This window comes from Mesorhizobium newzealandense (genome assembly GCF_042682145.1).
Taxonomy (GTDB): Bacteria; Pseudomonadota; Alphaproteobacteria; order Rhizobiales; family Rhizobiaceae; genus Mesorhizobium; species Mesorhizobium newzealandense.
Genome location: NZ_JBHUGZ010000007.1, coordinates 528,379 through 550,607, shown reverse-complemented (window position 1 = coordinate 550,607; position 22,229 = coordinate 528,379). Strand labels below are relative to the sequence as shown.

Sequence of the window (22,229 nt, the reverse complement as noted above, 5' to 3'; positions counted from 1 at the left end):
CAATTACGCCCATGGGCTGATCCCAGGAAACGTCTTTCGCCCGAGGAACTGTTCAGAAAGGTTCTTCTCACGCTTCTCGCACGCTCGGAGCAACTGCGGCATGTTGAATATGACATGCGCGCGTTTTAGACGCTGCAAGCGATCGCCGGACCGCCACGGCGGGATCTGGGACTGAACCCAGCTTAGAACGCGTCGATCGGCGTTTTTCGTGAACATGATCCATGCTCCAAATGCCTCTTCGGGACTCGCGGCTGCCAGATATTTATTCCACCAGAAGCGTGCGCAGGCTTCTGTGAGACGCCACTTGGCCGCTTGATTTTTCCTGCTGGTGGCCGTGTCAATTTCCCCTTCGGGCCAGGCATCATCGACCGGCAGGACATTGTTCTGGCTGAACCCGGATAGGACGGTTGCGCGGAATTCTCTCCACGGCTCGCCGGACGACGAATCCTCTGCAACCACCCGAGAGAACCAATCGCTGCGCCCGTTGATCGACGCTGCGATTGCCAAATCCAAAAGATCTTTGTCGGTACCGGCGTTTTCCGGATCGAGGAGCTCTGCCAGCAGGCTCTCCGATTGGGGCGTTTGCCGGACCCGGAAGGGGACATGGATCAGCTGGGAAAATCCTGATTTGCCAATCGTTCTTATTGTGGCGACCTTGCGCAAACTGCGCCATAAGGTGGCACCCACTACGGGTTGTTCTCCCAAGGCCGCCTCACACAGGGCTATATAGAGGCCTTCCGCAGAAGAGACCCTCCGCCTGAAGTCAGACGAGATTTCTTCGGCGCCTTCAACCAGCTTGGCAATAACGTCCGGGGCCTCTCGGAAGAATGCGCGAAGGTCCTCACTGTCAAAGCCAGCCAGGATAAGCTGCGCGCCCGCAGCCTTGGCTTCATCCATGCGGGTTAGAGCTGTTTGAACGGCGCGCTGCCGCGCTTCTTCCCTAGCCTCAAGATCGAACGCAGCCTTGAAATTTGTTGCCAGATCAATGCTCTCATTGGGCAATGGTGAAATCGAAAAGGCGAAGGGATCTTCTTCTCGCCGCTCCATGTAGATGGTGACCGTTGCGCCCAGATCGACAGGCTCTGCTACAGAATGTGTAAGGGCTGCGCCAAGCAATTCTGCGGCCAGTAAGGTTTCCGAACCGGCCTGGCCGCGCAATCTGGCCGCTTTTGGCAACATCCATGGAGCCAATCTCGCGGCGAGTTGGTCGAACGGAACCGCACCAGCGGCGTCGATCAACGCGAGTGAGCCGTAGTGATTGACGAGTTCGGGGCCCGACGGTTCCCATGCCCAATCCCGAGCCAGCAAGGCTTCACCTAACCGCTTGATATTGAATTGAGCGAGGGTGGAAAGAGCCATAGAACGTCTGGTTGCTGTAGTTTCACTGAACGCGATCCCAAATAGCCAATTCCATGTCTGTTCGCTTAGGGGGGCGTGTGACACCATGAGCATGGCGAGTAAGCCGCCCAATGTGGCATTGTCCGCGTTACGGAACTCGGCGACAAGAGTGTCGGCGTCATCGGCAGAAATCTCTCCAACGATCTCCTCGAAATCGAGGTCGGCACCTAGCCCGGCTCGAAGGGTGCGCTGGAATTGTGCCAAAGCGGGCAGGTCCAATATCTCCATCATCATGAGATTGGTTGCCGCGAAATCTTCGCGATCTGAATCAACATCGGTGAATTTGACGCGCAATTGTCCAGCGGGCGCAGCACTTTTTTCGTCCCACATGAGGGTATGTTGCCGAATTCTCGCGGCTACAAAAAACCGGGATGCCTCGTTCCTTTTTCCCAACCCGGCGATCTTCCTTCGCACCAGCGTCGCCAGGGCATCCGGTGTCGCGCGCGCCCAGAACTGTTCATGCTGTTCGTAGCTATGGTCTGTAGGAGTCAGCGACATATTCGTATCGAGTTCCTGGACGGGAAAATTGCCTGCAGCGGTCTTGAGATCATCAAGGATATGGTCGGGGGGCGTGAAAGTTGGGTCGAGCCACACGTGCTGAGTCCTGTTCAGCTTTGTGAACAGACTGAGTGTTGGATCCTCCAAGACCTGTTTCACATGCGGTCGCTCAAGCAGGAAAAAACTGCGGCCGGGGTCGTTGGCATAGTCGCGCGCGTAACTCCAGGGCCGGTAGCGGTCTGGGGTGGCACCGAGGGAGGCACGATCATCGTCGGCGTTAGAGTTTAAAGCAAGCAGCAGGGCGCCTACCCGTTTTCCAAGGTCGGGATCGATGTCGGGTTCTGGTCGCCGAGCCATGACGTCGTTCGCAAGGGCACGATTGGCTACCGTTGCGACTGTCCGGTCGACTTTGTTGAGAAGCATCAACCACTTGAGACCTTCCCAGATTTCCTCGCGATTGCGAATGGCAAGACTCAAAGCCGCCGCTTCGAAGACCGGGCCAGCCTGTGCCAACGGAAAACCCTCCAGCAACGAAGGGATAGTCTCAACGGCGGTGGAGGCCGAATGGTCAACAAGGACTATCTCGACCCCAAGGACTGTGACCGGTCCCGACCGATCGATACCAATACGAGAGATGAATTTTTCCGATCGCCTCGCCTCCGCTTCGTCACTCGTCTTTTGCAACTCTACATCGCGAGGGACGTACCTTAGCCACCGCGCGGTCTCTTCCACGACTGCCCGGCCGTGACCAGGGTCATCGTGTGGCAAAGATCGGATGGCATTGATCGCCCAAAGGCGGGCCGACCGCTGTGCATAGCTGAAAAGCTTGATCGCCGATAGAATCGGTACGACGAGATACGCTGCCAGTGCCTTCAGATCAGACAGATGACTTGCCGGAATATTCTGGGTTTGCAGCCAGGCAACCAACACCTGTGTTGCATAGGCGGGCAGATCGACTGAACGTTCCACCATGATTGAAACTGCCGCCCGCAGGATTCCGGCGCGCTCGTCGAAACCGGAAATCGGGTCCAGCCACCCATCGAGGGTTGTTTGAGCATCTGCCGAACCTGCATTGTCGAGGTGCGTGAGCAGCGCCAAGCCCAAAGCATGACTGACGATTGCAGCCGTCGCCTGATACTCAGGTTCTTTGGCTTCAACGAAGTTTCCATCGACCAAGTCGCTGATCCGCGAGAACACTTCGGATTCGGTCAAGTCACTCCTGGAAGCGCTTTCTACCAGGGCTTTGTGTGTGAATCTCGCCCCATCACTGAAGAAGCGCTTGGCAAGTTCATGTAGCCATTCACGCCATTCACGCTCCGAGAACGAGCGTCCTCCTTGGGCGCCAAGTGTATCCTTTCCATACTCCCATAGGAGTCGATTAGGTGTGATGGAACCTGCCTCCACCAGGCGCTCTCGGAACTTAATCACAAGAGCAAACAGGCGGGGTGTCCGCGCAAGCGGTATCAGTTCGGGATGGAGATCGTTGCGCGTAAGGCCTTCGCACGCCAGCTTCGCGTCAAGCTCAGCGTCATCGTAAAGCCCGACCTTGATCGGCACTGGTTGAACCGCGAGCGGGCTCATTGAACGCAGGTTCTCTTCAAAGTGAAACTTCCGCGTTGTGGCGATGACGCGGACCCTGCCACCATAGACACCATCCTGGAGTGTTCGGAGTAGCGGCAACCAAGGCACAGACGCGTCCTGATTGAGGCCGTCGAACATCAGTGTGAGGACCGGCCCTTCCGAAGCTGGCCGTTTTAACAAGCGATCTAACCGCCGGCGCCAATGATTGGCATCTCGGACCCCGGTTAGGTCAAAGAGTTTGTCGGCGAGGAACCGACTAATCTCACCCGGACCCGTGGCCTTGAGACCGGCCATCGCAGCCGCTGGGATAATCATCGTGATCGGTAACTGCGTTTTCCGCTGGATCATCCAATCGAGACACGCCCAAGTCTTGCCAACACCGTCAGGGCCGATCACGGCGGCCGGAGCGTCTCCGGCCGCCGTGCCCCACCATTTGTCTAATTGGTCGGTGACGCTCGTCCGATGTATTGAATTAGCACGGCCGCCCCCGGCCGCATCTTGGCCGAGCTTCGCAATGGAGGTGCGTGGCACACTCCATATGGTGTCAAGTTCACTCAGCGCGACAGTCCTAAGCCGCTCGTACCCTAGCTGCCAAGCCTCGCAGTCCCGCCGTAGCTGTTCCAATGCTGCCCCGGCAACGGGTGCCAGGGCGCGGGCAAGGTCGCCTGCTTCTTTGGTCGCCAGCGAATCCAAAACATCAGGATCAGCCGTGCATAGCGCGGTCAAGCTCCAGATGTCGCTGTCAGGCTTGCAATCGATGACAATGACCGGCACGCCTCTCTCGTCGCCATGCTGGAAGAGTTGGTTTTCCAGTTGCTCCGGCACGCGCTTCGTTGCAGCCAGAAACCATCCCTCAAGGGCCGGGTCAGCTTGCAGAGCCTGGTCCAGTTCTCCAAGGAGTTCCCGAGTGCTCAAAGTGGTTTTGTCGGCATATCGCTTGGTCTCGATTCGGAAGCGACGGCCTTGGCGGCCTGCTGGTCCTGCATCACCACCGAATTGGAAGCCTGTCTTGGCGACCGCGATACCCACGTCGAGCATCCGACTTACCAGACCCGCGACAAGGCGCTCGAATTCATTGGTGTCGATCTCATCCTGTAGAATCTTCTTGAGGCGCTCTTGGTTGGCTTTTTGCGTCGCATCAATGGTCATCTTCAGCACCTAAAATCTTTGATCCGATTTCTTGCCCGAGTTGAGGTACATCAACTTGGTCTTACTAGTTGACTTCAGTTGAATGGCGCTGATTGTCAACAAAAATGAACGCCACTTTGAAGTGGCGTTCACTATCGCGATGCCCTCATCCTCCGATACGGCCGAGACGCTGAGCGTCGCTGGCATAAGCCGAGAGAGGCTTGTTCGCCCGGAAATGCCGGTCACGCTCGACCGGTAGGCCGAGACGGCCCCTGAGGGCAGACAGTTCCGAGAGGCTCACGCTGCCGAGTTCCGGACAGCCAAGCCCAAGGTCACAGAGACCAAAGGCGATATCCGGATCATCCGGATCGATCTCCGTGAGGAGCCAGGTCGCGCCGGCATCCGGCGTGAACAGTTTGACGACGGGCATGAAGTCGATTTCGCCGTCCGTGCCGCGGAGAGGAAGCTGCTGGCGACCATTCGCCAGCAGCTTGTTCCGCAGGTCTTGGGTCAAGAGCTGCATGGCGGCCTCCTACTCGTCGGCCTTCGGGGCGCGAAGGACAATCCGTCCGTCGAGCGGCAGGGCTTCGAGGAGAAGCGTTCCGCCTTCGCCATCTTCGTGGGCGAAGAAGGCGCCGATGCGGGTCCAGAAACCCTTCTGGCCGTCCTTGCCGTCCCGCACGGTGTAGGCGTGGTAGATCGGGGATTTCGGCTCGGGCTTCGTCTGGGTGTTGCGTTTGATGGTCATGGCCTTTTCCTTTGGTTGATGGTTTCTGTCCCGGAGGACGGTTCCAAAGGAGACGGCGTGCAGAGGCGGCTTGTCCCCAACACGGGAGCGCAGCGAAGGAGCGGGCAGGAACGGGACAAGACGGCCGCGCCGGCTAAAAGAACAGGCATCACTTCCGGACAGTCCATCAACGGAAAAGCCATGGCCAACGCGACACCGGACGTGGCGGGACGAATCCGGCAACACGACGACGCTGCAACGGCTGGGGCATCCCGGGGGGATGCTTCCGGCCCGCCTGCCTCCCACGCGGGGCGGAGGCGGTCGAAACGACAATCAAGCCTTCGGCCCTGACGCAGGGCCACCGCTTGCCGTGCCGACGAGCATCCGGGATCCGGGCCAACAGCGTTGCCAGGAACGCGGAAAGGCGTGACGAGCATGGTCGGGCATGGAATGTCCGACGATGCGGGCGGCCGGCGGTCTGTCACTCGCCAATACATTGGGGAGTGACAGACCGCCCTCAAATCCACGGTGGATGACGGGTTAGCGCAAACGCCACCACATGACCTGCAAATGACGCTGCGCTGCGCTGATCATTTCCGGTGCAATGCGCTGGCCACTGGCATGCGACCGCGTGCACTATCCCGGCAGGCAAAAAACGCCTGATCCATCTCACCCGACCATTTTCCCAACCAAAGGAGAGCAGCATGACTGCTTATCGCATACGTGCGCCGCCGCGGCGGCCACACCTCCGGTTTCGACCTCTCGGTAACCGGACGCCCAACAGGGCAAACCAATTCGGCCAGCCACCCGGCTGGCTAGGGAGGCTTATACCGTAAAGAAAACTACGCATTCCGGCCCTGCCGCGAATGACCTTCGCGGGGTGTCACGATCTACGGACGTGCATCGGCCATCAACACTCAGCCAAAAATAAAAAAGCGAGCATGATGGACGATTTAACCATGGACCTGGTGCGGCTGTGCCAACGCAACCGGGACGGCTCTTACGGCACGCAGAACAACCGCCGGCGCGGCCTGTCCGCAATGGCCAACGACCTCGTGGACCTCGGCTACAAGCTGCCGTCCGCGACCTCCCTCAAACCCAAGCATGTCGAGGCCCTCGTCGAGCGATGGCTCGATACCGACACCTCGGACGCAAGTATCCGCAATCGCCTTACCTGGCTGCGCTGGTGGGCCGAGAAAATCAACAAGGTCAACGTCGTCAACCGCGACAACGCCACGTACGGCGTCGCCGAACGGGGCGAGGTCACACGCAACCGTGCCCAGGCTCTTGATCACGCCAAGCTCGCTACCATTGAAAGTCCGCACATCAAGGCCTCGGTTCTGCTGCAAGCAGCCTTTGGCCTGCGACGCGAAGAGGCGATGAAGTTTCAGCCGCAAGCGGCCGCCCGCGCCGACCATATCGCCCTTCAGGCGAGCTGGACGAAAGGCGGCCGCGCTCGGACGGTACCGGTGACCACACTCGAACAGCGGCAAGTCCTCGAGCACGTGCTGCGCCTGGTTCCCGGCGCCGGCTCGTTGATCCCGCCAGAGATGAGCTATGTCGAGCAACTCAAGCGTTTCGAGTATCAGACACTCAAAGCTGGTCTGCGTAATACCCATGGCCTCCGCCATGGCTACGCCCAGCAACGCTATGCGGCGCTGACCGGCCGAATCTGCCCACTGCAAGGTGGCAAGCGCTGGGCTGATATGAGCGGGAATGAACGTGCTGCCGATCGGGCAGCGCGCCACAAAATCTCGGCCGAGCTGGGCCATGGCCGTCTGAAAATCACCGACACCTACCTCGGGAGTGCATTCTGATGAAACGCGCAGAAGGCAATTTCCTCATGGCCGCCAACAAGAGGACGAAATACGCAGAAGAGCTGTTCAAGTCGGCGGCCATCGCCGCCGCCGTCGACGAGACGGCCATGCAGGGCTATCGCCGCTATCGTATCGTGCAGGAGTTTCCGTTCGACCTTTCTGACACGGAGGCCGCGAAGGCGCTTGAGAAATGGCTCAATTCCGAGCAGTTTGAATACGTCTGGCGGCCGACGCGTCTCGAACAGGATGCGTACAGGCCGTCGATCTTGGCGGAATACCCTGAACTAGAGATCTCTTGGTAACAGAGCTGAAGGCGTGGCGTACGCCAGACCGGCTGAGGGGATGTTCATCCCCTTTCTTTGTGTTTGCCTCCGCTTCCGGAGGTGCCTGGAACAGCAGTTCTGCTGTTCAAAACGCACATTATCCAACAACAGCGCAAAACCGATCTCACTCAACTGAACAGTTCGAAAATCCCGTTGTATTCGGTTGATCAGTTGCTACAGTCTGATCATTCGGGCTGGGGTGGGACGTGGCCAACAAATACGATCCTTTTGGCGATTTAGATCGCGGTTTTGCGCTTGCCCTGAAGTGGGGCAAGTGGGGTCTTAAGGGCGGGAAGTACCTGGGAGCCCGCTACGCGCGGCGCCAAGTCGAGCAGCTCTATGGGCCCGAGGTGGCGGACGCCGTCGAGGCCGCAATCCGCTCCGGCCGGGATCCCGGCCCGATCATTGAGCGGGCCAAGCGCGAACAGGAAGAGCGTCAGGAACGCCAGCGTCAACTCGAAAATCCGCCGCCGCTTTATGGCTCTGCACGCTGGGCCACATCCGCTGACCTGCGCGCCATCCCGAGCGGCAAAATGTACCTGGCTGGCCGGTCTGCTTTCGACAATCCGTCCTCGATCCTGCTGGGCACTTATGCCGACGACGACACCGGCAGCGAGCCTCATTTCGTCCATTGGGACGACGACGGCCACCTGTTGACCATTGCGCCGACACGCTCGGGCAAGGCGGTCACGTCGATTGTGCCGAACCTGCTGCGTTACCGGGGAAGTTGCGTGGTGCTCGACCCCAAGGGCGAGCATTTCGAGAAAACGTCGCAATGGCGTAGATCCATCGGTCACGAAATCTACCGCATCGCTCCGTTCGACCACGGGTCGGGCTGGACGAGGCATCGCTACAATCCGCTCGCCCAGGTGCGCACGGAATCGGACGCGCGCTCCCTCGCGGAGCAGATGTTTCCGCGTGATCCGAAATCGCCGGAATTCTTCGCCGACGATGCGGCCGGGTTCCTCACCGCAGCCATGATGTACGTCAAATACAACGCGCCGCCCCATCGGCGTACCCTCGCAACCGTCTGCCAGCTGGCCTCGCAGAAGGGCCGCGATCTCCTCAATGTTGCCCAGAAAATCTCAGAGTTCGCGCCCACCTCCGAAGCCGGCAAGGCGGTCCTCGAAAAGACGCGCGATCGCGGCCTGAAGACGCTCGAAGCGACGCTGGAAAGTAAACTCGCCCTGTGGCGCGACCCGGATATCCAGACCAGCCTCAGCGGAACCGACTTTTCTTTTGAGGATCTGAAGGACCGGCCGATGACGGTCTACATCGATATCCCGTTCGGCAAAATGGAGCCGTATGCGCCTTGGTTGCGCGTCCTGCTGAAAGGCGCCCTTGATGCAATGGAGAGCAATCGCCGCACACCGGATATTCCGGTGCTGTTCGTCCTCGATGAGTTCTTGAACCTCGGACCTTTTCCGGAATTCCGCGCGGCCATTCGGACCCACGCCAGCGCGGGCGTCCGCCTGTGGTTCTTCCTCCAGGATGTCATGTCCCTCCAGGAGCATTATCCGGGCGACAGCTGGCAGCCGTTCCTCAACTGTTCGGTCAAACAGTTCTTCGGCATCGATGACCCCATCACCGGGGAGCTCATCGGCAGATACCTTGGCCATGAGACGCTGGCCTATCTGAGCCGCTCCAGCGGCCACAGCGGGTCTTCCCAGCTGGGACGATGGTACGGCGACGCCTCGGTGAACATCGGCACCTCCGGTAACGAAACCGTCCAGTTCCTGGGGCGGCCGTTGATGACCCCCGACGAAATTATGGAGCTGCTGTCCGGCTGGCAGCGGAACGGCTGGCGCTGGAGCATCAACTACGCTCGCGGCGCACGCCCCTTCAAAACACGGCTGGTGTCCTACACCGAGAGCGAGACGTGCCGGAAGCGGATCGGCACCATGGCGGAGGCGAAACCATGACGCTGGCAGCTACGGTTTTTGGCACGGAAACAAGGCTGCGGCGGCTCCTCAAGACAGTCCTTGTAGTCACGGTCCTGCGTGCCGGATGGCTGGCAATCAACATCCCCTATCCCGACATTCTTTCCCTGGGGTGGGCCGTGATCCCGTGGCCATGGCCCATGCATTCATGGATCGTCTGGGGTGCCGACCTCACGCTGGTCTTCTACCAACTTCGCGCAAGCATACGCACCGGCCGACTGCTGCTGTTAAGATACGCGCCGGGGCCCGCTGCATTTCTGGGGCTTTCCGCGGCCCCCATCGAGACCGGGGAGCACCTGACACCCCGCAACCGGTCCTGGTTGCCAACGGCGCTTCAGCTTTCCGCAATCCTGATCCTGAGCTGCTGCGTGCTGACGTGGCTCACGTTGATGGTCTGGTTCAGGGAATGGGCACCCTTCGACTTTTTGATGTGGAGCCCGTACGCCAACCTACCGCTGCTGGTCGGCTTGGGCCTGTCGCTGCTCGGCCTGATGTTCGGCGGTCGCTACATCTCCCGGGCCTCCGGCGATGTCAGCACCAGTTTCGGGGTGGTGCCGGTTGCGGAGGACCACTGGCTGGCCGTGCGGGTGCATGGATTCGCCGACCAGTTGAAGCTGCCCAGGCCCGCCGTTGGGATCACGAACGTCATGAACGCCTTCGCCATGGGCGCGAGCAGGAAGTCGTCCATGGTGGTCATCGGCAAACCGCTGTTCGAATTCGAAAAGGATGAGCTGGACGCGATCATCGGGCACGAACTCGGGCATATCTTGCATAACGATGTGGCGCGGATGCAGTTTGCCGAGGGCTTCCAGCGCATGCTGGTCGGCGTGGTCAACGTCCTGACCGTGTTCGGGATGTTCATGGCCGCATCCGCCTCGAAGAAACGGGCCAACGGCCGCCTGAACGCACACCTCGCCTGGGGCACCGGCGTCGTTGTCCGCAAAACCGTCTTTGTCGCCTCCGAGCTTGTCGCCAAGGGCATTTCGCGCAACCGCGAGTTCCATGCCGACGCGGTCGGGGCGCACGTCACGTCCACAGAGGCAATGGCCGGCGCCCTCCGGCGTATCCATGGCGTGACGGCCAGGCCGACCGCGCAGGAGTATCACTATGGCTACCTGATGTTCCGAGGCGCCGCTTTCGGCAACCTCTTTTCCACCCACCCCACGCTCCAGGCGCGGCTCAGGGCCTTGGATGCGCGAGCATCCGAACCCGTAAAGATGGCGATCTTGGAATCCGACGCGGGTACGGCAGCCAACGAAACCGTTGCAGGCTCTCGCCGCCTGGGACCTTCAGGCCCTTTATCCGGAAAGGCTTCGCCGTCACCGCTCTGGTCAAACCTTGGCGCCTTGACGTCCCGGCTCCTCCGCGCAACACGGCGAGCCGGTGTGAACCTGGGGTCCAGAGTGAACATACGGCGCGTCGGGATGGGGGTCGTCGCGTGCGTGGTTCTGCTGCTGGTGGCACCCGCGATTGTCAATTTTTACTCACTCGATCGCCGGTTCAATGACGCCACGACGTCAGCAGGGCATGCGCTGTCATCGTCCTGGGCCTGGGTGGCCGACACGACCAGGGCATTGATGGGTCACGCTGAAGACGCCCGTCTCACACAACTGGAGCAGCGCGAGCAAGCCCTCAAACGAGCCGAGGCGCAGCTAGGCGCGGACCGCCAAGCCCTCGTAACCGATCGCGAGGCCCTCGCAAATGAGGTGGCGCGCACGCAAGCGGCCTCGCCGGTCGTCACCGACCCGTTCGCTGATTCGCTGCAGGCGCAGATTGGACCGCTGAACAGGAAGGTGGCGGCCCTCACGTCAGAGAGGGACGATCTGCGAAATACGATCCTTGACCTCAAGCGCCAGATGGCACTGCAACAAAGCCCGGCCCCCGCCAGCACCAACAACTTGCTCTTGCAACTTGATGCAGCCAATGCCGACCGTGAGAGGCTGAGAGCACAGCTTGCAAAGCAGCAAAATCAGACGACCCTGCCAGATCAAATCGCGTCCCTCTCCGACCAGTTGGCCAAAATGACAGCCGACCGCGATGAGATGACCCACCGCAATGATGTCTTGCGTGACATGAACCTGGAGCTGAAGGGACAGATCGCCACTGGCGACATGGCGCGGCTCGACCTCGAAAAACAACTCACCGATCTCAAAACCCGGATCGACAATGTCAGCGCGGGTCAACCGACAGATCAAGGGCAATCCAACCTGCCCGGCATTGCCACAACGCCGCAGGGTGCTTTTGGCGCCATCGCGGTGGCAAGGAACGGCGCCGTGATCCTCACCGAGGGCGGTTACGCGAGTTATGAACTCGCGAGTGATGCTGCCATGGCGGAATGCCGCCGCTTCAGCAACGGAACCCGGTGCAACGTTGCGCAGGTCTTCCGCGATACTTGTGCCGCCGTGGCCCGCGTCAAACCGGTCAGCAAAGCGTCCCGCTATCAACTGGAATTCGGCGACACGCTGGAGGATGCGTCGCAGGCCGCTCTTGATGCCTGCTCAGGAAGCTTCGGCAGGGCGTGCCAGACGACACGTCAGGTCTGCGTGCATTAAAAAAAGGAGCGGCGGGCTTCCGCCCGCTGCTCAGCCCCGCCCCAGCCAGTCCAGATGGTCTTCTTGCGCCGGTTCGCGTTCCATCTCCCGCACCATCTCGTGTTCAGCCAGATCCTGCTCGTCAAGCTGGGGCGGGTTGTCGGCGAGTGACTGTTTGAACCAGTCGAGGTGATCTTCCCGCGTGACGGGAAGGGCCTCCTCAAGGCTGTCGGCGAGGACCCGCTCTTGCGGCTGCTCCTGCTCCTCGCGGCGGAGCTCTTCCAGGTCCTCGATCCGCGCCTCGGTCTTGCCGAGGTCATACATGTAGCCAAGCTGGGTGCTGTGGCGTTCCTGGAGGTAGGAAATCAACTGGCCGGGGTCGCCCCCGGCGGCAAGGTCATGGGCCGCGCGCTCGATGTCGTGGTCGAGCCCGGCGATCGACTTATCCAGTGAGTCGGCGTGGTCATGCAGCCGCGCCAGGTCTTCCTGTTTACCCATCGTGCAGTCTCCCAAAGCACCCTAGTGCTGGTAGTGGTAAGCGGCCTGATGTTCCGGCTGGTCTTGCAACTCGGCGACGAGGTAGGCCCGGAGCTTCTCCCCGGATTTCACCAGGTCCTGGGCGCGGCCATAAAAATGGAACGTCCCCTCCCGCAGGTGCGCCGGGAATTCCGGCATGGTTTCGGCCTGCGTTTTGCGCATGGTCCAATAGGCAAGCCGCTTGCGGCGCCGGATCAGGTCCGTTTCCAGCCATTCCAATTCCTTGCGCGCCCGGGCGCGCTGCTCGTCCGTCAGTTCGCGGATGCCGAAAACAGATCCTCTGTGTACCTTGGTCATGAAACTATGATGGGACGGCTTGCGGCATCCTGCAAGGGCTACCTGCGCTCCCGGTCCGGCTCGGGCATCTGGGGCTCCTCCCGGCCATCCGGGGGCTCCTGCGTGCCTGTGTCGAGCCAATCAAGGTGGTTTTCCGTGTCTGCCCGTAGGGGGCCATCGGATTGCTGGACCAGCGTCCCAATATGGGAGAGCCAATCCAGGTGGTTTTCGATGGCACGCAGAGGCTCACTGCTCAAGGTAGTGGGCTGCCTAGACTCTTCCAGCTCAAGGTCGCGGACCCGGAGTTCCAGATCCTCGATCTGCCCTTCCACCTTGCCCAATTGATGAATGTGCACGCGTTGAATGCTGTGCCGGTCCTGGAGGAACGAGATGATGCGTTTGGGATCGGAGTCGGCCTCCATCCGCGGTAGCCAGTGGTTGATCTCGTAATCAATGTCGCCGATGGCTTTTGTCAACGTGCGGGATTGGTCGTAAAGAAGTGCCAGTTGTTCGTCCATCGGAGTGCCCTTCGTCTTTTCCGAAATTTACGCGGAGACCCGGTAAACGGTAGCCAGGCTCAGGTCGGAAATGACGTACATTACCGCTCATCCCGTCCCGGTCTGTTCCACTCACGTCCGTCAGCGCCGTCTCCCGGTTCTGGCCGGTCGGTACCGAGCCAATCAAGGTGGTTTTCCCACCGCTCCAGGGTCGGGACGTCCTCTGGCCGCGTGTTGTCCTCAAGCCAGTCGAGGTGGTTCTCAGGCGCCAGCCGGTAGGCTGCGGCTTCGTCCTCGCCCACCTCACGGGCGTTCTGCTGGTCCACGGCCATCCTGGCGGCCTGTAGGTCGCCTTCGGTCTGGGAGGCCTCGCCCGGGACCGGGCGGTGCATATCGCCCAGCATGCGGTCCTCGGCGGCAGCCAATTGCTCCGGGTGGATCGGCGAACCGTCTGGGTCCGGCACCGGCAGGTCCTCGTCAGGGTCTCTGGGGGCCATGATGTCCCTTTCCCGTTGCGCTTGCAGCCTGCGTACTCGCCGTTCCTGAGGATTGGGGCCGTGGTGCCGCCCCGGCACATGCTGCAGCTTACGCTTTGCATAGCTGCGGCTGTCAACTGTCACGGCGTGACCCGCCTTACCCAGGGCCGCGTTGGCGACGCTCTCCCACAGCGCGCGCGCCTCCGTCACGAACTGTTTCCCGTCCGCGCTGCGGATCTTCAGCCCGAACCCGTCCGGGCCGACCCGGCGGGTCGACATCAACAGGTGGACGTGGGGATTGCGGCGGGCACCGTCGTCATGGATCGCCAGATCCACCACGAAGCCTTGCGCCGTGTACGCATCGGCCATGGTGCGGGCGACGTCGAGCCACGCGGACCGTGGCAGTTCGACAGGGAGCGCAAACTCCACCTCCTTCGCCAACCGGGCGTCGACCCGCTTCTCGGCCACCTCCACCGCGTTCCACAGGCTGGACCGGTTGGCCATCCACTCCGGTGCTCCTGCGGGCAGGCGGATTTCGGTCGCCACGACATCGCGACGCCCGCCGAAGTCCGACAGGCGCTCCTCGGCCTCATTGGGCAGGACTTCACCCGCGCGATAGGCGGCGGCGGTCACCACGGAGCGGCCGTCGCCCCGGCTGATGTTTTTGACATTCAGGTGGTAAATGGCCACGGGCCTCTCCACGGCTCGGACGGGGTTTCCAAAGGGGGTTTACCCCCTTGGCGCAGCTGCCGGTTTTCTCCGGTTTGCGCCCCGCAACCGGTTAGAAAACCGAGCAAGCGTCGCCCCCCACGTTGTAATGCGTACACGTTGGGGCGATGCGTAGGTGCGCTGTACGCATTGCAACAAATTCCGGTCAAATCCACAAGCTCACCCGGCCCTCAGTTTTCGAAGAGGTCAAGCGTCTCCGACGGCTTTTGTCGTTTCGCTGGCCTGGGCTTTCGGACGTTGATGGCAGCGGCATCGAGGCGGTTCTTGAGATGCACCGCATAGTGCTTCTCGATCATCTCGACGCTGGTCCGGCAGTTTTTGGCGATCTGGTAAATGTCGGCGCCCTCCAGCAACCTGAAGCTGATGTAGCTGTGACGCAGCGAGTAGAGCGTCCGCCGGTTGCCTTCGCGGTCGAGTTTGAGGCCGATCTTGTCGAGGATGCCGTTGAACTGCTTTTTGTGGTCCACCGGAAAGATCCGGTCAGTGGGTTTGGGCTTATTCCGGGTCACCATCCGCTGGAACGGAAACACGGCGCCTGAAGTGCTTTTGCAATACCCTACCCCGCGCTTGCCGCGCACCTGGATCTCCAGGATCTTCTGACCCGTCGGTCCGTCCTTAACAACCTCCACGTCCCGGTACTCCAGCCAGTTGGCCTCGTCCGGCCGCAAACCGGTATTTGTCAGAAAGAGAATCTTGTCGTGAAGCTGCTCAGCCAGCCAGACACGGTGCGCCTGCTCGCCCTTCTGAGCTTTGAGGCTAACTGCACGTGCATCATGAGCGTGGGCACGTGTCGCCTGGTACAGCTGTTTGTACTCCTCTGGCGTAAACCACGCCCGGTGAACAACCTTGGCGGATTTCTTGTAGGGCTGGGAGATGTCCGGCAAGTGCGCGACCCACCGATGACGGACGGCGGTTTTCAGGACCAACCGCAACGTCACAGTTTCGTGGTGGAGAGTGCTGCGTGAAGGGAGCTTCTTGCCCTCCTCCGGCGTCATGCGCGAGATACGGTACTCCTGCACCGTGCCGGCAGTGATCGTCGAAAGGCCCATCTTGCCGAAGAAGGGCACCAGGTATGTGCGGACACGCCGGTAGTGATCTTTGACCCAGCGAGCGTTCCGCTCCCCCTCGGTCAGCACCTCGTATTCCGTGATGAACTGGTCGGCAGCGTTTTTGAACGTCTTCTCGGTGACCAGCTCGCCGCGCCGCCCCTTATCCTTCAGGCCGAAGTACCAATCCTCGGCCCAATCCTTGGCCCTAGCCAGGCTGTCTTCCTTCGTGCTGACCCGCCAGTTTTTGCCTTTGTGGTACGTCGAACAGTTCCAAATCGGGCTGTCGTTGCGCCGATAGACGTGAACTTTTCCTTCGAGAATCGTGTGCTTTTCCGTCATCGCCAGACACTCCCTGAGCACGTGCAACTTTGTGCAAGAGATGTGTAAGGCTAGTTTCGGCTTCCACGCCACGCAAGGCGTTTTCTAAGTGCCTGTTTCCGTTGAGGAAATGGCACGGGCAGCAGGGCTCGAACCTACGACCTGCGGTTTTGGAGACCGCCGCTCTACCAACTGAGCTATGCCCGTACGTGCGCATGTCGGCGCAGCAGGCGCTTCCTAAAAGCTTCCGCACGCTCTGTAAAGAGTGGTTTGCAAGCAAACGCGCCTTAACCCCTGCGCCAGAAACCGGGATAGCTGACCACCAGCCCGTCGCGATCGATCTCGATCACGCGCTTGAAGTCGCTGACGCGCGATTCATAGAGATATCGCCTGCCCTGTTCGAGACATGTGTAGCGCTGCGGGTTGGCGACGACAGTGAGCGCCGGGAACTCGATGAAGGCGGTGGTGATCTCGGCACTTTGTCCGCTGGAAAGCCGCAAGCGCCGGATTGGCAGCGTGTTGGTGAACGGAGTGACGGTGAGATCCGGATCGAGCACGCCGTCGAGCTCGGGCATCGGCAGGCCGTCCCTGGTCCAGCGACCTTCGCCATCGGCGGAAAGAACAAGTGTCTGGCCACTACCGATCACGTCGACCATGACACTCCTGGCGCGCCAGTTCGCGTCGCAGGCGATGCGGTAGCGGACGGCAAAAGGCGTTTCACCGGAGCAGATGACGACAGAGTCGGCCAAAACTTCCCCTGCCCGCTGCCGCAACACCAGATGTTCGAGGCCGGGTCCATCCCACTCGTGCCAGCGCACGATCTTCATATCTTCCGGCATCAGCCCGACACCTCCCGTGGCGACTGAAGGCTACTTGGTTTCCGGTGGCCGATACGGCCCGCCCGGCACGCCCCAGCCCCAGGCCGGCATCGGTTCCGTCTCGGGGTCGCAGGTCTCGCCAAGATTGGAGTTCATCTTGGCCAGCCGCGATCCCCATTCGACATAGCCCATGAAGGCCGAGCGGAACTCGGGATCGTCGGGCAGTCCGACCGCGTCGGCGGCATCGGCCAGGAGATTGATCCAGCGGCGGCGCTGCTCCTCGGTCAGATGCTTGCCCAGGTGATGCATGACCATCTCACGATGGCCGCCAAATTTTTCGCTGTAGGTTTTCGGCCCTCCGAAAACCTCGCCGATGAACGCCGCAACATGGGCGGGATGGTCCGGCGACATGGTCCTGAACACCGGCCCGATGATCGGGTCGCGCAGCACCTTGTCGTAGAAGGTTTCCGTCAGGCGGTTCAGCGCCTCGGCGCCGCCAGCCCATTCGTACAAAGTCGGGACGTCCTGGCTCATTTTCGTTTCCTCCACTAGCGCCCAAGACGATGCCGTAGATGACGATAGCGGAACTGTCGGGGATGGCTCAACCTGCCTCGATGGCCAGTTCCGCGCCTCCAAGCATTTGGCGTAATTCCGAACGGAAAACCGCTACACACTTTTCCTGGAATTGCTCGATGTGCTTGTCGCAATTCCGAACGGAAAACCGCTACGCACTTTTCCTGGAATTGCTCCGGGCGCTAGGACTTGGTGGGCGCGTTGGCCTGGATCCTGGGCGCTGACACCAGGCGGCAATTGCCCGGCTTCGGTGCCGATTTGCAGATCGAGGCACCCGTCAGTTCATCCGCCGATTGAGGCCCCGTCGTCAGCCCGACTTTGAGCATCATCCTGGGGTCGAGCCGCCGTTGGCTGGAATGCGGCTTGATCGCCGCAAACAGACCCGGCCCGACCGCCATCTCCTCGAGGTAGGACTTGACCTTCCGGTCGAGTTCCAGCGACCGCAGGCTCAACCTTGCATGGGGACCGACGAGACGTCTGACACCGCCCGCAAGCATGATCGGACAGGCTGCGTCGCATTCGCCCAACGCATCATTCGTGAGCCCAACATAGACGCCGTCCTCAGCCGTGCAGCCCGGCTTGTCGGGCTCGCATTCCATGAACTCGGTGCGTGCGACCGCCACGTCGAGCTTGCGTTCGCGGATCAGCCTCCCTGTGGCGAGAGAGCCGGGCAGGTCACCTCCCGGCGAGCTGATCACGACCGGCAGCCGCCGATCCCCCAGGGTGCCCAGCAGTTGGCGCAGCTTCTCAGGCGTCTCGGCCGTAACTTTGCCTTCCGCCGAAATCCATTCGGGACAATCAGGATCGCAGAGGAAACTTTTGCCACGCACCAGAACGAAGCGCATGTCGGCAACCTGCTGCACGGTTTCGGATTTGGCCGGCGCGGCGGGCGCGGGCTCGGCGTTTGCAACCTTGGCATTGGCCGGTGGCGTGGCCCCGCTTGCCGGTGCCGGCACCTCCCGGCAATTCGCGGGCAGCGGATTGGCGCGGCATATGGCTCCCGCGGTCAGCAGGTCGACGGACTCCAGGCTGGTGACCATCTTCATCCGAAGCATGTTTTGCAGCTCCAGTTGGTGGATGCCGCTGGCCGGCGTGTTCTTCATCGTTTCGAGCACGCCCTGCTCGATGCCCATCCCGTTCAGATAGGCGGCCAGCCTTTTCTCCACCGACTTGCTCATCTCGTAGGTCTTGTAGCTGCCGGCACTCTTTCGACTGACGATTCTTGTGCTGAGCACCTTCTTCTTGCCGCCCACGATACGATAGGTGGTCCGATATTGCAGTTTGGTGCGGATATAGGTGGTTGTGATCTGGTGGACGCCGAGATAGGCAGACTCGCCGACCAACCGCCGGACACCACCGGCAAACATCAACGGACAGGCGGAATTGCACATCGCGCCGCTGGCGTAGGGTTCACCGAAGTAACGGGCGCCCTTGCCGTCATTTCCCGCGCAGCCCGTTCCATCAGGCAGACAGCCGTCGAACCGGGTCTTGCCGATGGCGATATCGAGCTTGTTCTTGCGGATCAGCTGGCCAAGCGTCAACGCCGCCTCGACATTGCCGCCCGGGGAATCGACGACGATCGGCAGCTTTCGGCCGCCGAGCGTTTTGAGCAAGCGTTTGAACAGAGCCGGCGTCCCGGCTTCTATCGAGCCCTCGGCCGAAATCCATTCCGGGCAGATCGGCTCGCAGCCCGGCGCATTGCTGCGGACAATGCCAAACCGCATCGCCGGACCGAGATCCGCCGCTGTATCCGCCGCAAAAGCGGCATGCCCCAAGACAAGCAACGCCAGCAGACAGGTCAGCCGCAGCGACCACAAAGCCTGACGATCTGGAAGGCGCCCTGGAACCATTTGGGAAAAGCCCCGCGATGCAACCATACTAGACAAGGTCCAAAGGCTTGCAACAGGGCAATACGGCACCCGGTCGCCGGGCAAAAGAAAAAGGGCGGCCCCCAAGGACCGCCCTTTCTGTTTGAGCCTGACCGGCAGGATGCCGGCGTCGGTTATTCCTTGATGGTGACGACGATGCCGGCACCGACGGTGCGGCCGCCTTCACGGATAGCGAAGCGCAGCTTCTCTTCCATGGCGATCGGCACGATCAGCTCGACATCGACCGTGATGTTGTCGCCCGGCATCACCATCTCGGTGCCTTCCGGCAGCGAAACGATGCCGGTCACGTCCGTCGTGCGGAAATAGAACTGCGGACGGTAGTTGGTGAAGAACGGCGTGTGACGGCCACCCTCGTCCTTGGTCAGGATGTAGGCTTCAGCCACGAACTTCTTGTGCGGCTTCACCGTGCCCGGCTTGGCCAGAACCTGGCCGCGCTCGACACCTTCACGGTCAACGCCGCGCAGCAGCGCGCCGATGTTGTCGCCAGCCTGGCCCTGATCGAGCAGCTTGCGGAACATCTCGACGCCGGTGCAGGTCGTCTTGGTCGTCGGACGGATGCCGATGATCTCGAGTTCCTCGCCGACCTTGACCACGCCACGCTCGACGCGGCCGGTCACGACCGTGCCACGGCCCGAGATCGAGAACACGTCCTCGATCGGCATCAGGAACGGCTTGTCGAGCGGACGAACAGGCGTCGGGATGTAGGCATCAACCGCAGCCATCAGCTCGCGGATCGCGTCCTCGCCGATCTTCTTGTCGGAATCTTCCAGAGCCGCAAGCGCCGAACCCTTGACGATCGGAATGTCGTCGCCGGGGAACTCGTTCTTGGTCAAAAGCTCGCGAACCTCGAGCTCGACCAGTTCGAGCAGCTCGGCGTCGTCGACCTGGTCGACCTTGTTCAGGAACACCACGATCGACGGCACGCCGACCTGACGGGCCAGCAGGATGTGCTCGCGGGTCTGCGGCATCGGGCCGTCGGCAGCCGACACAACCAGGATCGCGCCGTCCATCTGCGCGGCACCGGTGATCATGTTCTTCACATAGTCGGCGTGGCCGGGGCAGTCGACGTGAGCGTAGTGGCGGTTGGCCGTCTCGTATTCGACATGCGCCGTCGAGATCGTGATGCCGCGCGCCTTCTCCTCAGGTGCCGCGTCGATCTGGTCGTAGCGCTTGTATTCGCCAAAATACTTCGTGATCGCTGCCGTCAGCGACGTCTTGCCATGGTCAACGTGACCAATCGTGCCGATGTTCACATGAGGCTTGTTACGCTCGAATTTACCTTTTGCCATAGTCTCTTTCCTTGGACGGCCTGGACCTTCAGTTCAGTCGAATGCGGGGCGATTAGCGACAAAGGCCAAAAAACACAAGCGTCTTTTGGCCGGGTGCCGTCTCACTCAGTCCGAACCATTGATCCGATTGCGGGGATGTGGCGCTGATATAGGAAGGATCGAACCGAAATGAAATGGGCGACAGGCCGATCGATCGAAGCCGCGGCAGCGCTATCTTGCCTGCCCGGCCCTGTCTGATTCACCGCCAGGTCATGGCCCATTGCGGTCGTCATCGCGGTCTGATTTCTTCGCCGGATGCATTTCCTTCCGACCGCCATCCGCGGCCCCCTGTTCATGATCATCTCGACCGGGTCGTATCTCGTCAACGATACGATGATGAAGCTCGCGACGTCTGGCCTGCCGTCCTACGAAGTGCTGTTTCTGCGCGGCGCGGCGGCAACGCTGTGGGGCTTTCCGCTGCTGTTCGCGCTCGGCTACGGCAAGCAGATCCCGCTGATTTTCGACAAGCGCGTGCTGCGCAGGAACCTGCTCGAGCTGGCGGCGATCCTCTGCTACGTCGTAGCACTCGCCAACATGCAGATCGCGGATTCGACGGCGCTCGGACAGATCACGCCGCTGTTGATGCTGGTCGGCTCGTCGATCCTGTTTGGCGAGCGGATCGGCGGCCAGCGCATGGCGCTGATCGGGCTCGGCTTCATCGGCGCTCTGATGGTGGCGCAGCCGACCATGCAAGGCATTTCGATCTACGCCTTGCTGGCGCTCGGCAACGCGACGTTCGCGGCGGCGCGCGATCTTGCCGGCAGGCGTGTTTCGGCCGAGGTGCCGGGGATGATCGTGGCGATTTCGGCCGTCGTGGTGGTGCTGATCGGCGCCGGTGCCGCGCATCTGGTTTCCGAGCGCTGGGTCATGCCCGAGGCGCGCCATCTGCTGCTGATGGCCGGCGCCGGATTTTTCCTGATCTTCGGCCACTTCTTCATCTTCATGGCCTACCGGGTCGGGCCGACCAGCGCCGTGGCGCCGTTCTACTATTGCTTCACCGTCTGGGCGGTCATTTCGGGCCTGCTGTGTTCGGGCAATTCCCCAATGCGCTGGCCGTCTGCGGCATCCTGCTGGTGGTCGGCAGCGGATTGACCATCGTCTCGCTGGATCAGCGCCAGCGCCGGCTGACCGTCGTCGCCTGACCCCTGCTCAATCGGGCCAGGCGGGCGCTCACTCAGGTCTTCCACGCGCTGTTGCCGAGCCGAAAAAGATCGTCTAATCGGCGAAGGCCCGTCCATTCGACGACGGCATGATCAATCAGCCAAGGGAGTTTCCCCATGACGGATTTTGACCAGAACAAGAACTCCGACGCCGAGCACAAGGCCGCCATCCGCAAGTCGCTTGTCGGCTGGGCGGTGTTTATCGCGGGAACGCTGATCTTCTTCGCCGCGGCCGACGCAGTGTTGATGCCGTAGGCGAGTTGCGGCGTACCGGCGCGAAGCTGGTCTGGAATTGCTTCAGAGCGCCCGGCGGCCGCTGAACTGGTGGTAGGCCCACAGGACGACCACGGCGCCAATCACGGCGACGATCAGGCTGTAGATGTTGAGGCCGGTGACGCCCGACGCGCCAAAGGCGCTGAAGATCACGCCGCCGACAATGGCGCCAACGATGCCAAGCACGATATCGAGCAGAATGCCCTGGCCGCTCTTGTTGACGATCTTGCTGCCCAGGAAGCCGGCGATGACGCCGAGTATGATCCAGCTGATGATTGACATTTTTTCCTCTCCACCGCCCGCCAGCCGGACATTTTCATAGGATTGTCAAAACCTCAAGCCAACTTGAAATTCCGCCCGGAT

Annotated in this window: 19 protein-coding genes and 1 tRNA gene; 6 read left to right on the top strand and 14 right to left on the bottom strand. The window is 61.1% G+C overall.

Annotation, left to right across the window (positions count from 1 at the left end; genetic code table 11):
* Window positions 1-3: 3 nt before the first annotated feature.
* From ACFSOZ_RS11600 to ACFSOZ_RS11590, 3 genes are all read right to left on the bottom strand, one after another.
* Window positions 4-4,626 carry a hypothetical protein gene (locus ACFSOZ_RS11600; RefSeq protein ID WP_379097493.1) on the bottom strand — a complete coding sequence of 1,541 codons (4,623 nt, stop codon included), beginning with the start codon at window positions 4,624-4,626 and terminating at the stop codon, window positions 4-6.
* Window positions 4,627-4,771: 145 nt separating this feature from the next.
* A complete protein-coding gene (locus ACFSOZ_RS11595) occupies window positions 4,772-5,128 on the bottom strand; it encodes a DUF2958 domain-containing protein (protein ID WP_379097490.1) in 357 nt (118 codons plus the stop codon).
* 9 nt (window positions 5,129-5,137) lie between these two features.
* Window positions 5,138-5,353, bottom strand: coding sequence for a hypothetical protein (locus ACFSOZ_RS11590; protein WP_379097487.1), 216 nt, complete (start codon window positions 5,351-5,353; stop codon window positions 5,138-5,140).
* Between the two features lie 923 nt (window positions 5,354-6,276).
* Here ACFSOZ_RS11590 and ACFSOZ_RS11585 point away from each other — a divergent pair.
* From ACFSOZ_RS11585 to ACFSOZ_RS11570, 4 genes are all read left to right on the top strand, one after another.
* On the top strand, window positions 6,277-7,149 hold the full coding sequence (locus tag ACFSOZ_RS11585; protein ID WP_379098175.1) for a phage integrase N-terminal domain-containing protein: 873 nt from the start codon (window positions 6,277-6,279) through the stop codon (window positions 7,147-7,149).
* A 26-nt stretch (window positions 7,150-7,175) separates the two neighbouring features.
* The gene (locus ACFSOZ_RS11580) at window positions 7,176-7,451 is read left to right on the top strand and encodes a hypothetical protein (protein ID WP_379097484.1); all 276 of its coding nucleotides are present in this window, start codon (window positions 7,176-7,178) and stop codon (window positions 7,449-7,451) included.
* Between the two features lie 227 nt (window positions 7,452-7,678).
* Entirely contained in the window at window positions 7,679-9,394 is a 1,716-nt protein-coding gene (locus tag ACFSOZ_RS11575) for a type IV secretory system conjugative DNA transfer family protein (protein WP_379097481.1), read from the top strand.
* A complete protein-coding gene (locus ACFSOZ_RS11570; RefSeq protein ID WP_379097478.1) occupies window positions 9,391-11,964 on the top strand; it encodes a M48 family metalloprotease in 2,574 nt (857 codons plus the stop codon). The genes ACFSOZ_RS11575 and ACFSOZ_RS11570 overlap by 4 nt, the downstream gene beginning before the upstream one ends.
* A gap of 30 nt (window positions 11,965-11,994) precedes the next feature.
* Here ACFSOZ_RS11570 and ACFSOZ_RS11565 read toward each other — a convergent pair whose 3' ends face one another.
* The 10 genes from ACFSOZ_RS11565 to tuf form a co-directional block, all read right to left on the bottom strand.
* Entirely contained in the window at window positions 11,995-12,441 is a 447-nt protein-coding gene (locus ACFSOZ_RS11565) for a hypothetical protein (RefSeq protein ID WP_379097476.1), read from the bottom strand.
* A 21-nt stretch (window positions 12,442-12,462) separates the two neighbouring features.
* Entirely contained in the window at window positions 12,463-12,777 is a 315-nt protein-coding gene (locus tag ACFSOZ_RS11560; protein ID WP_379097473.1) for a hypothetical protein, read from the bottom strand.
* A gap of 38 nt (window positions 12,778-12,815) precedes the next feature.
* On the bottom strand, window positions 12,816-13,274 hold the full coding sequence (locus tag ACFSOZ_RS11555; RefSeq protein WP_379097471.1) for a hypothetical protein: 459 nt from the start codon (window positions 13,272-13,274) through the stop codon (window positions 12,816-12,818).
* An 80-nt stretch (window positions 13,275-13,354) separates the two neighbouring features.
* A complete protein-coding gene (locus ACFSOZ_RS11550; RefSeq protein WP_379097468.1) occupies window positions 13,355-14,419 on the bottom strand; it encodes a MobA/MobL family protein in 1,065 nt (354 codons plus the stop codon).
* Between the two features lie 209 nt (window positions 14,420-14,628).
* Entirely contained in the window at window positions 14,629-15,846 is a 1,218-nt protein-coding gene (locus tag ACFSOZ_RS11545; protein ID WP_379097465.1) for a site-specific integrase, read from the bottom strand.
* Window positions 15,847-15,956: 110 nt separating this feature from the next.
* Window positions 15,957-16,032 (bottom strand) — tRNA-Trp (locus ACFSOZ_RS11540).
* A gap of 80 nt (window positions 16,033-16,112) precedes the next feature.
* Window positions 16,113-16,664, bottom strand: a complete 552-nt coding sequence (locus ACFSOZ_RS11535; protein ID WP_379097462.1) for a putative glycolipid-binding domain-containing protein — start codon at window positions 16,662-16,664, stop codon at window positions 16,113-16,115.
* Window positions 16,665-16,694: 30 nt separating this feature from the next.
* A complete protein-coding gene (locus tag ACFSOZ_RS11530) occupies window positions 16,695-17,177 on the bottom strand; it encodes a group II truncated hemoglobin (protein ID WP_379097459.1) in 483 nt (160 codons plus the stop codon).
* A 221-nt stretch (window positions 17,178-17,398) separates the two neighbouring features.
* A complete protein-coding gene (locus ACFSOZ_RS11525) occupies window positions 17,399-19,066 on the bottom strand; it encodes a COG3904 family protein (protein ID WP_379097456.1) in 1,668 nt (555 codons plus the stop codon).
* 152 nt (window positions 19,067-19,218) lie between these two features.
* Window positions 19,219-20,394: an elongation factor Tu gene (gene tuf / locus ACFSOZ_RS11520; protein WP_013531404.1), complete on the bottom strand. Its 1,176-nt coding sequence runs from the start codon at window positions 20,392-20,394 to the stop codon at window positions 19,219-19,221.
* 333 nt (window positions 20,395-20,727) lie between these two features.
* Between tuf and ACFSOZ_RS11515 the strand changes: the two genes are divergently transcribed.
* Both ACFSOZ_RS11515 and ACFSOZ_RS11510 read left to right on the top strand, forming a co-directional pair.
* Window positions 20,728-21,525, top strand: coding sequence for a DMT family transporter (locus ACFSOZ_RS11515; protein ID WP_379097453.1), 798 nt, complete (start codon window positions 20,728-20,730; stop codon window positions 21,523-21,525).
* A gap of 185 nt (window positions 21,526-21,710) precedes the next feature.
* Window positions 21,711-21,848 (top strand): hypothetical protein, encoded by a 138-nt coding sequence (locus ACFSOZ_RS11510; protein ID WP_164548697.1) that lies wholly within the window; start codon window positions 21,711-21,713, stop codon window positions 21,846-21,848.
* A gap of 42 nt (window positions 21,849-21,890) precedes the next feature.
* Here ACFSOZ_RS11510 and ACFSOZ_RS11505 read toward each other — a convergent pair whose 3' ends face one another.
* Window positions 21,891-22,148 carry a GlsB/YeaQ/YmgE family stress response membrane protein gene (locus ACFSOZ_RS11505; protein WP_379097449.1) on the bottom strand — a complete coding sequence of 86 codons (258 nt, stop codon included), beginning with the start codon at window positions 22,146-22,148 and terminating at the stop codon, window positions 21,891-21,893.
* Window positions 22,149-22,229 lie beyond the last annotated feature (81 nt).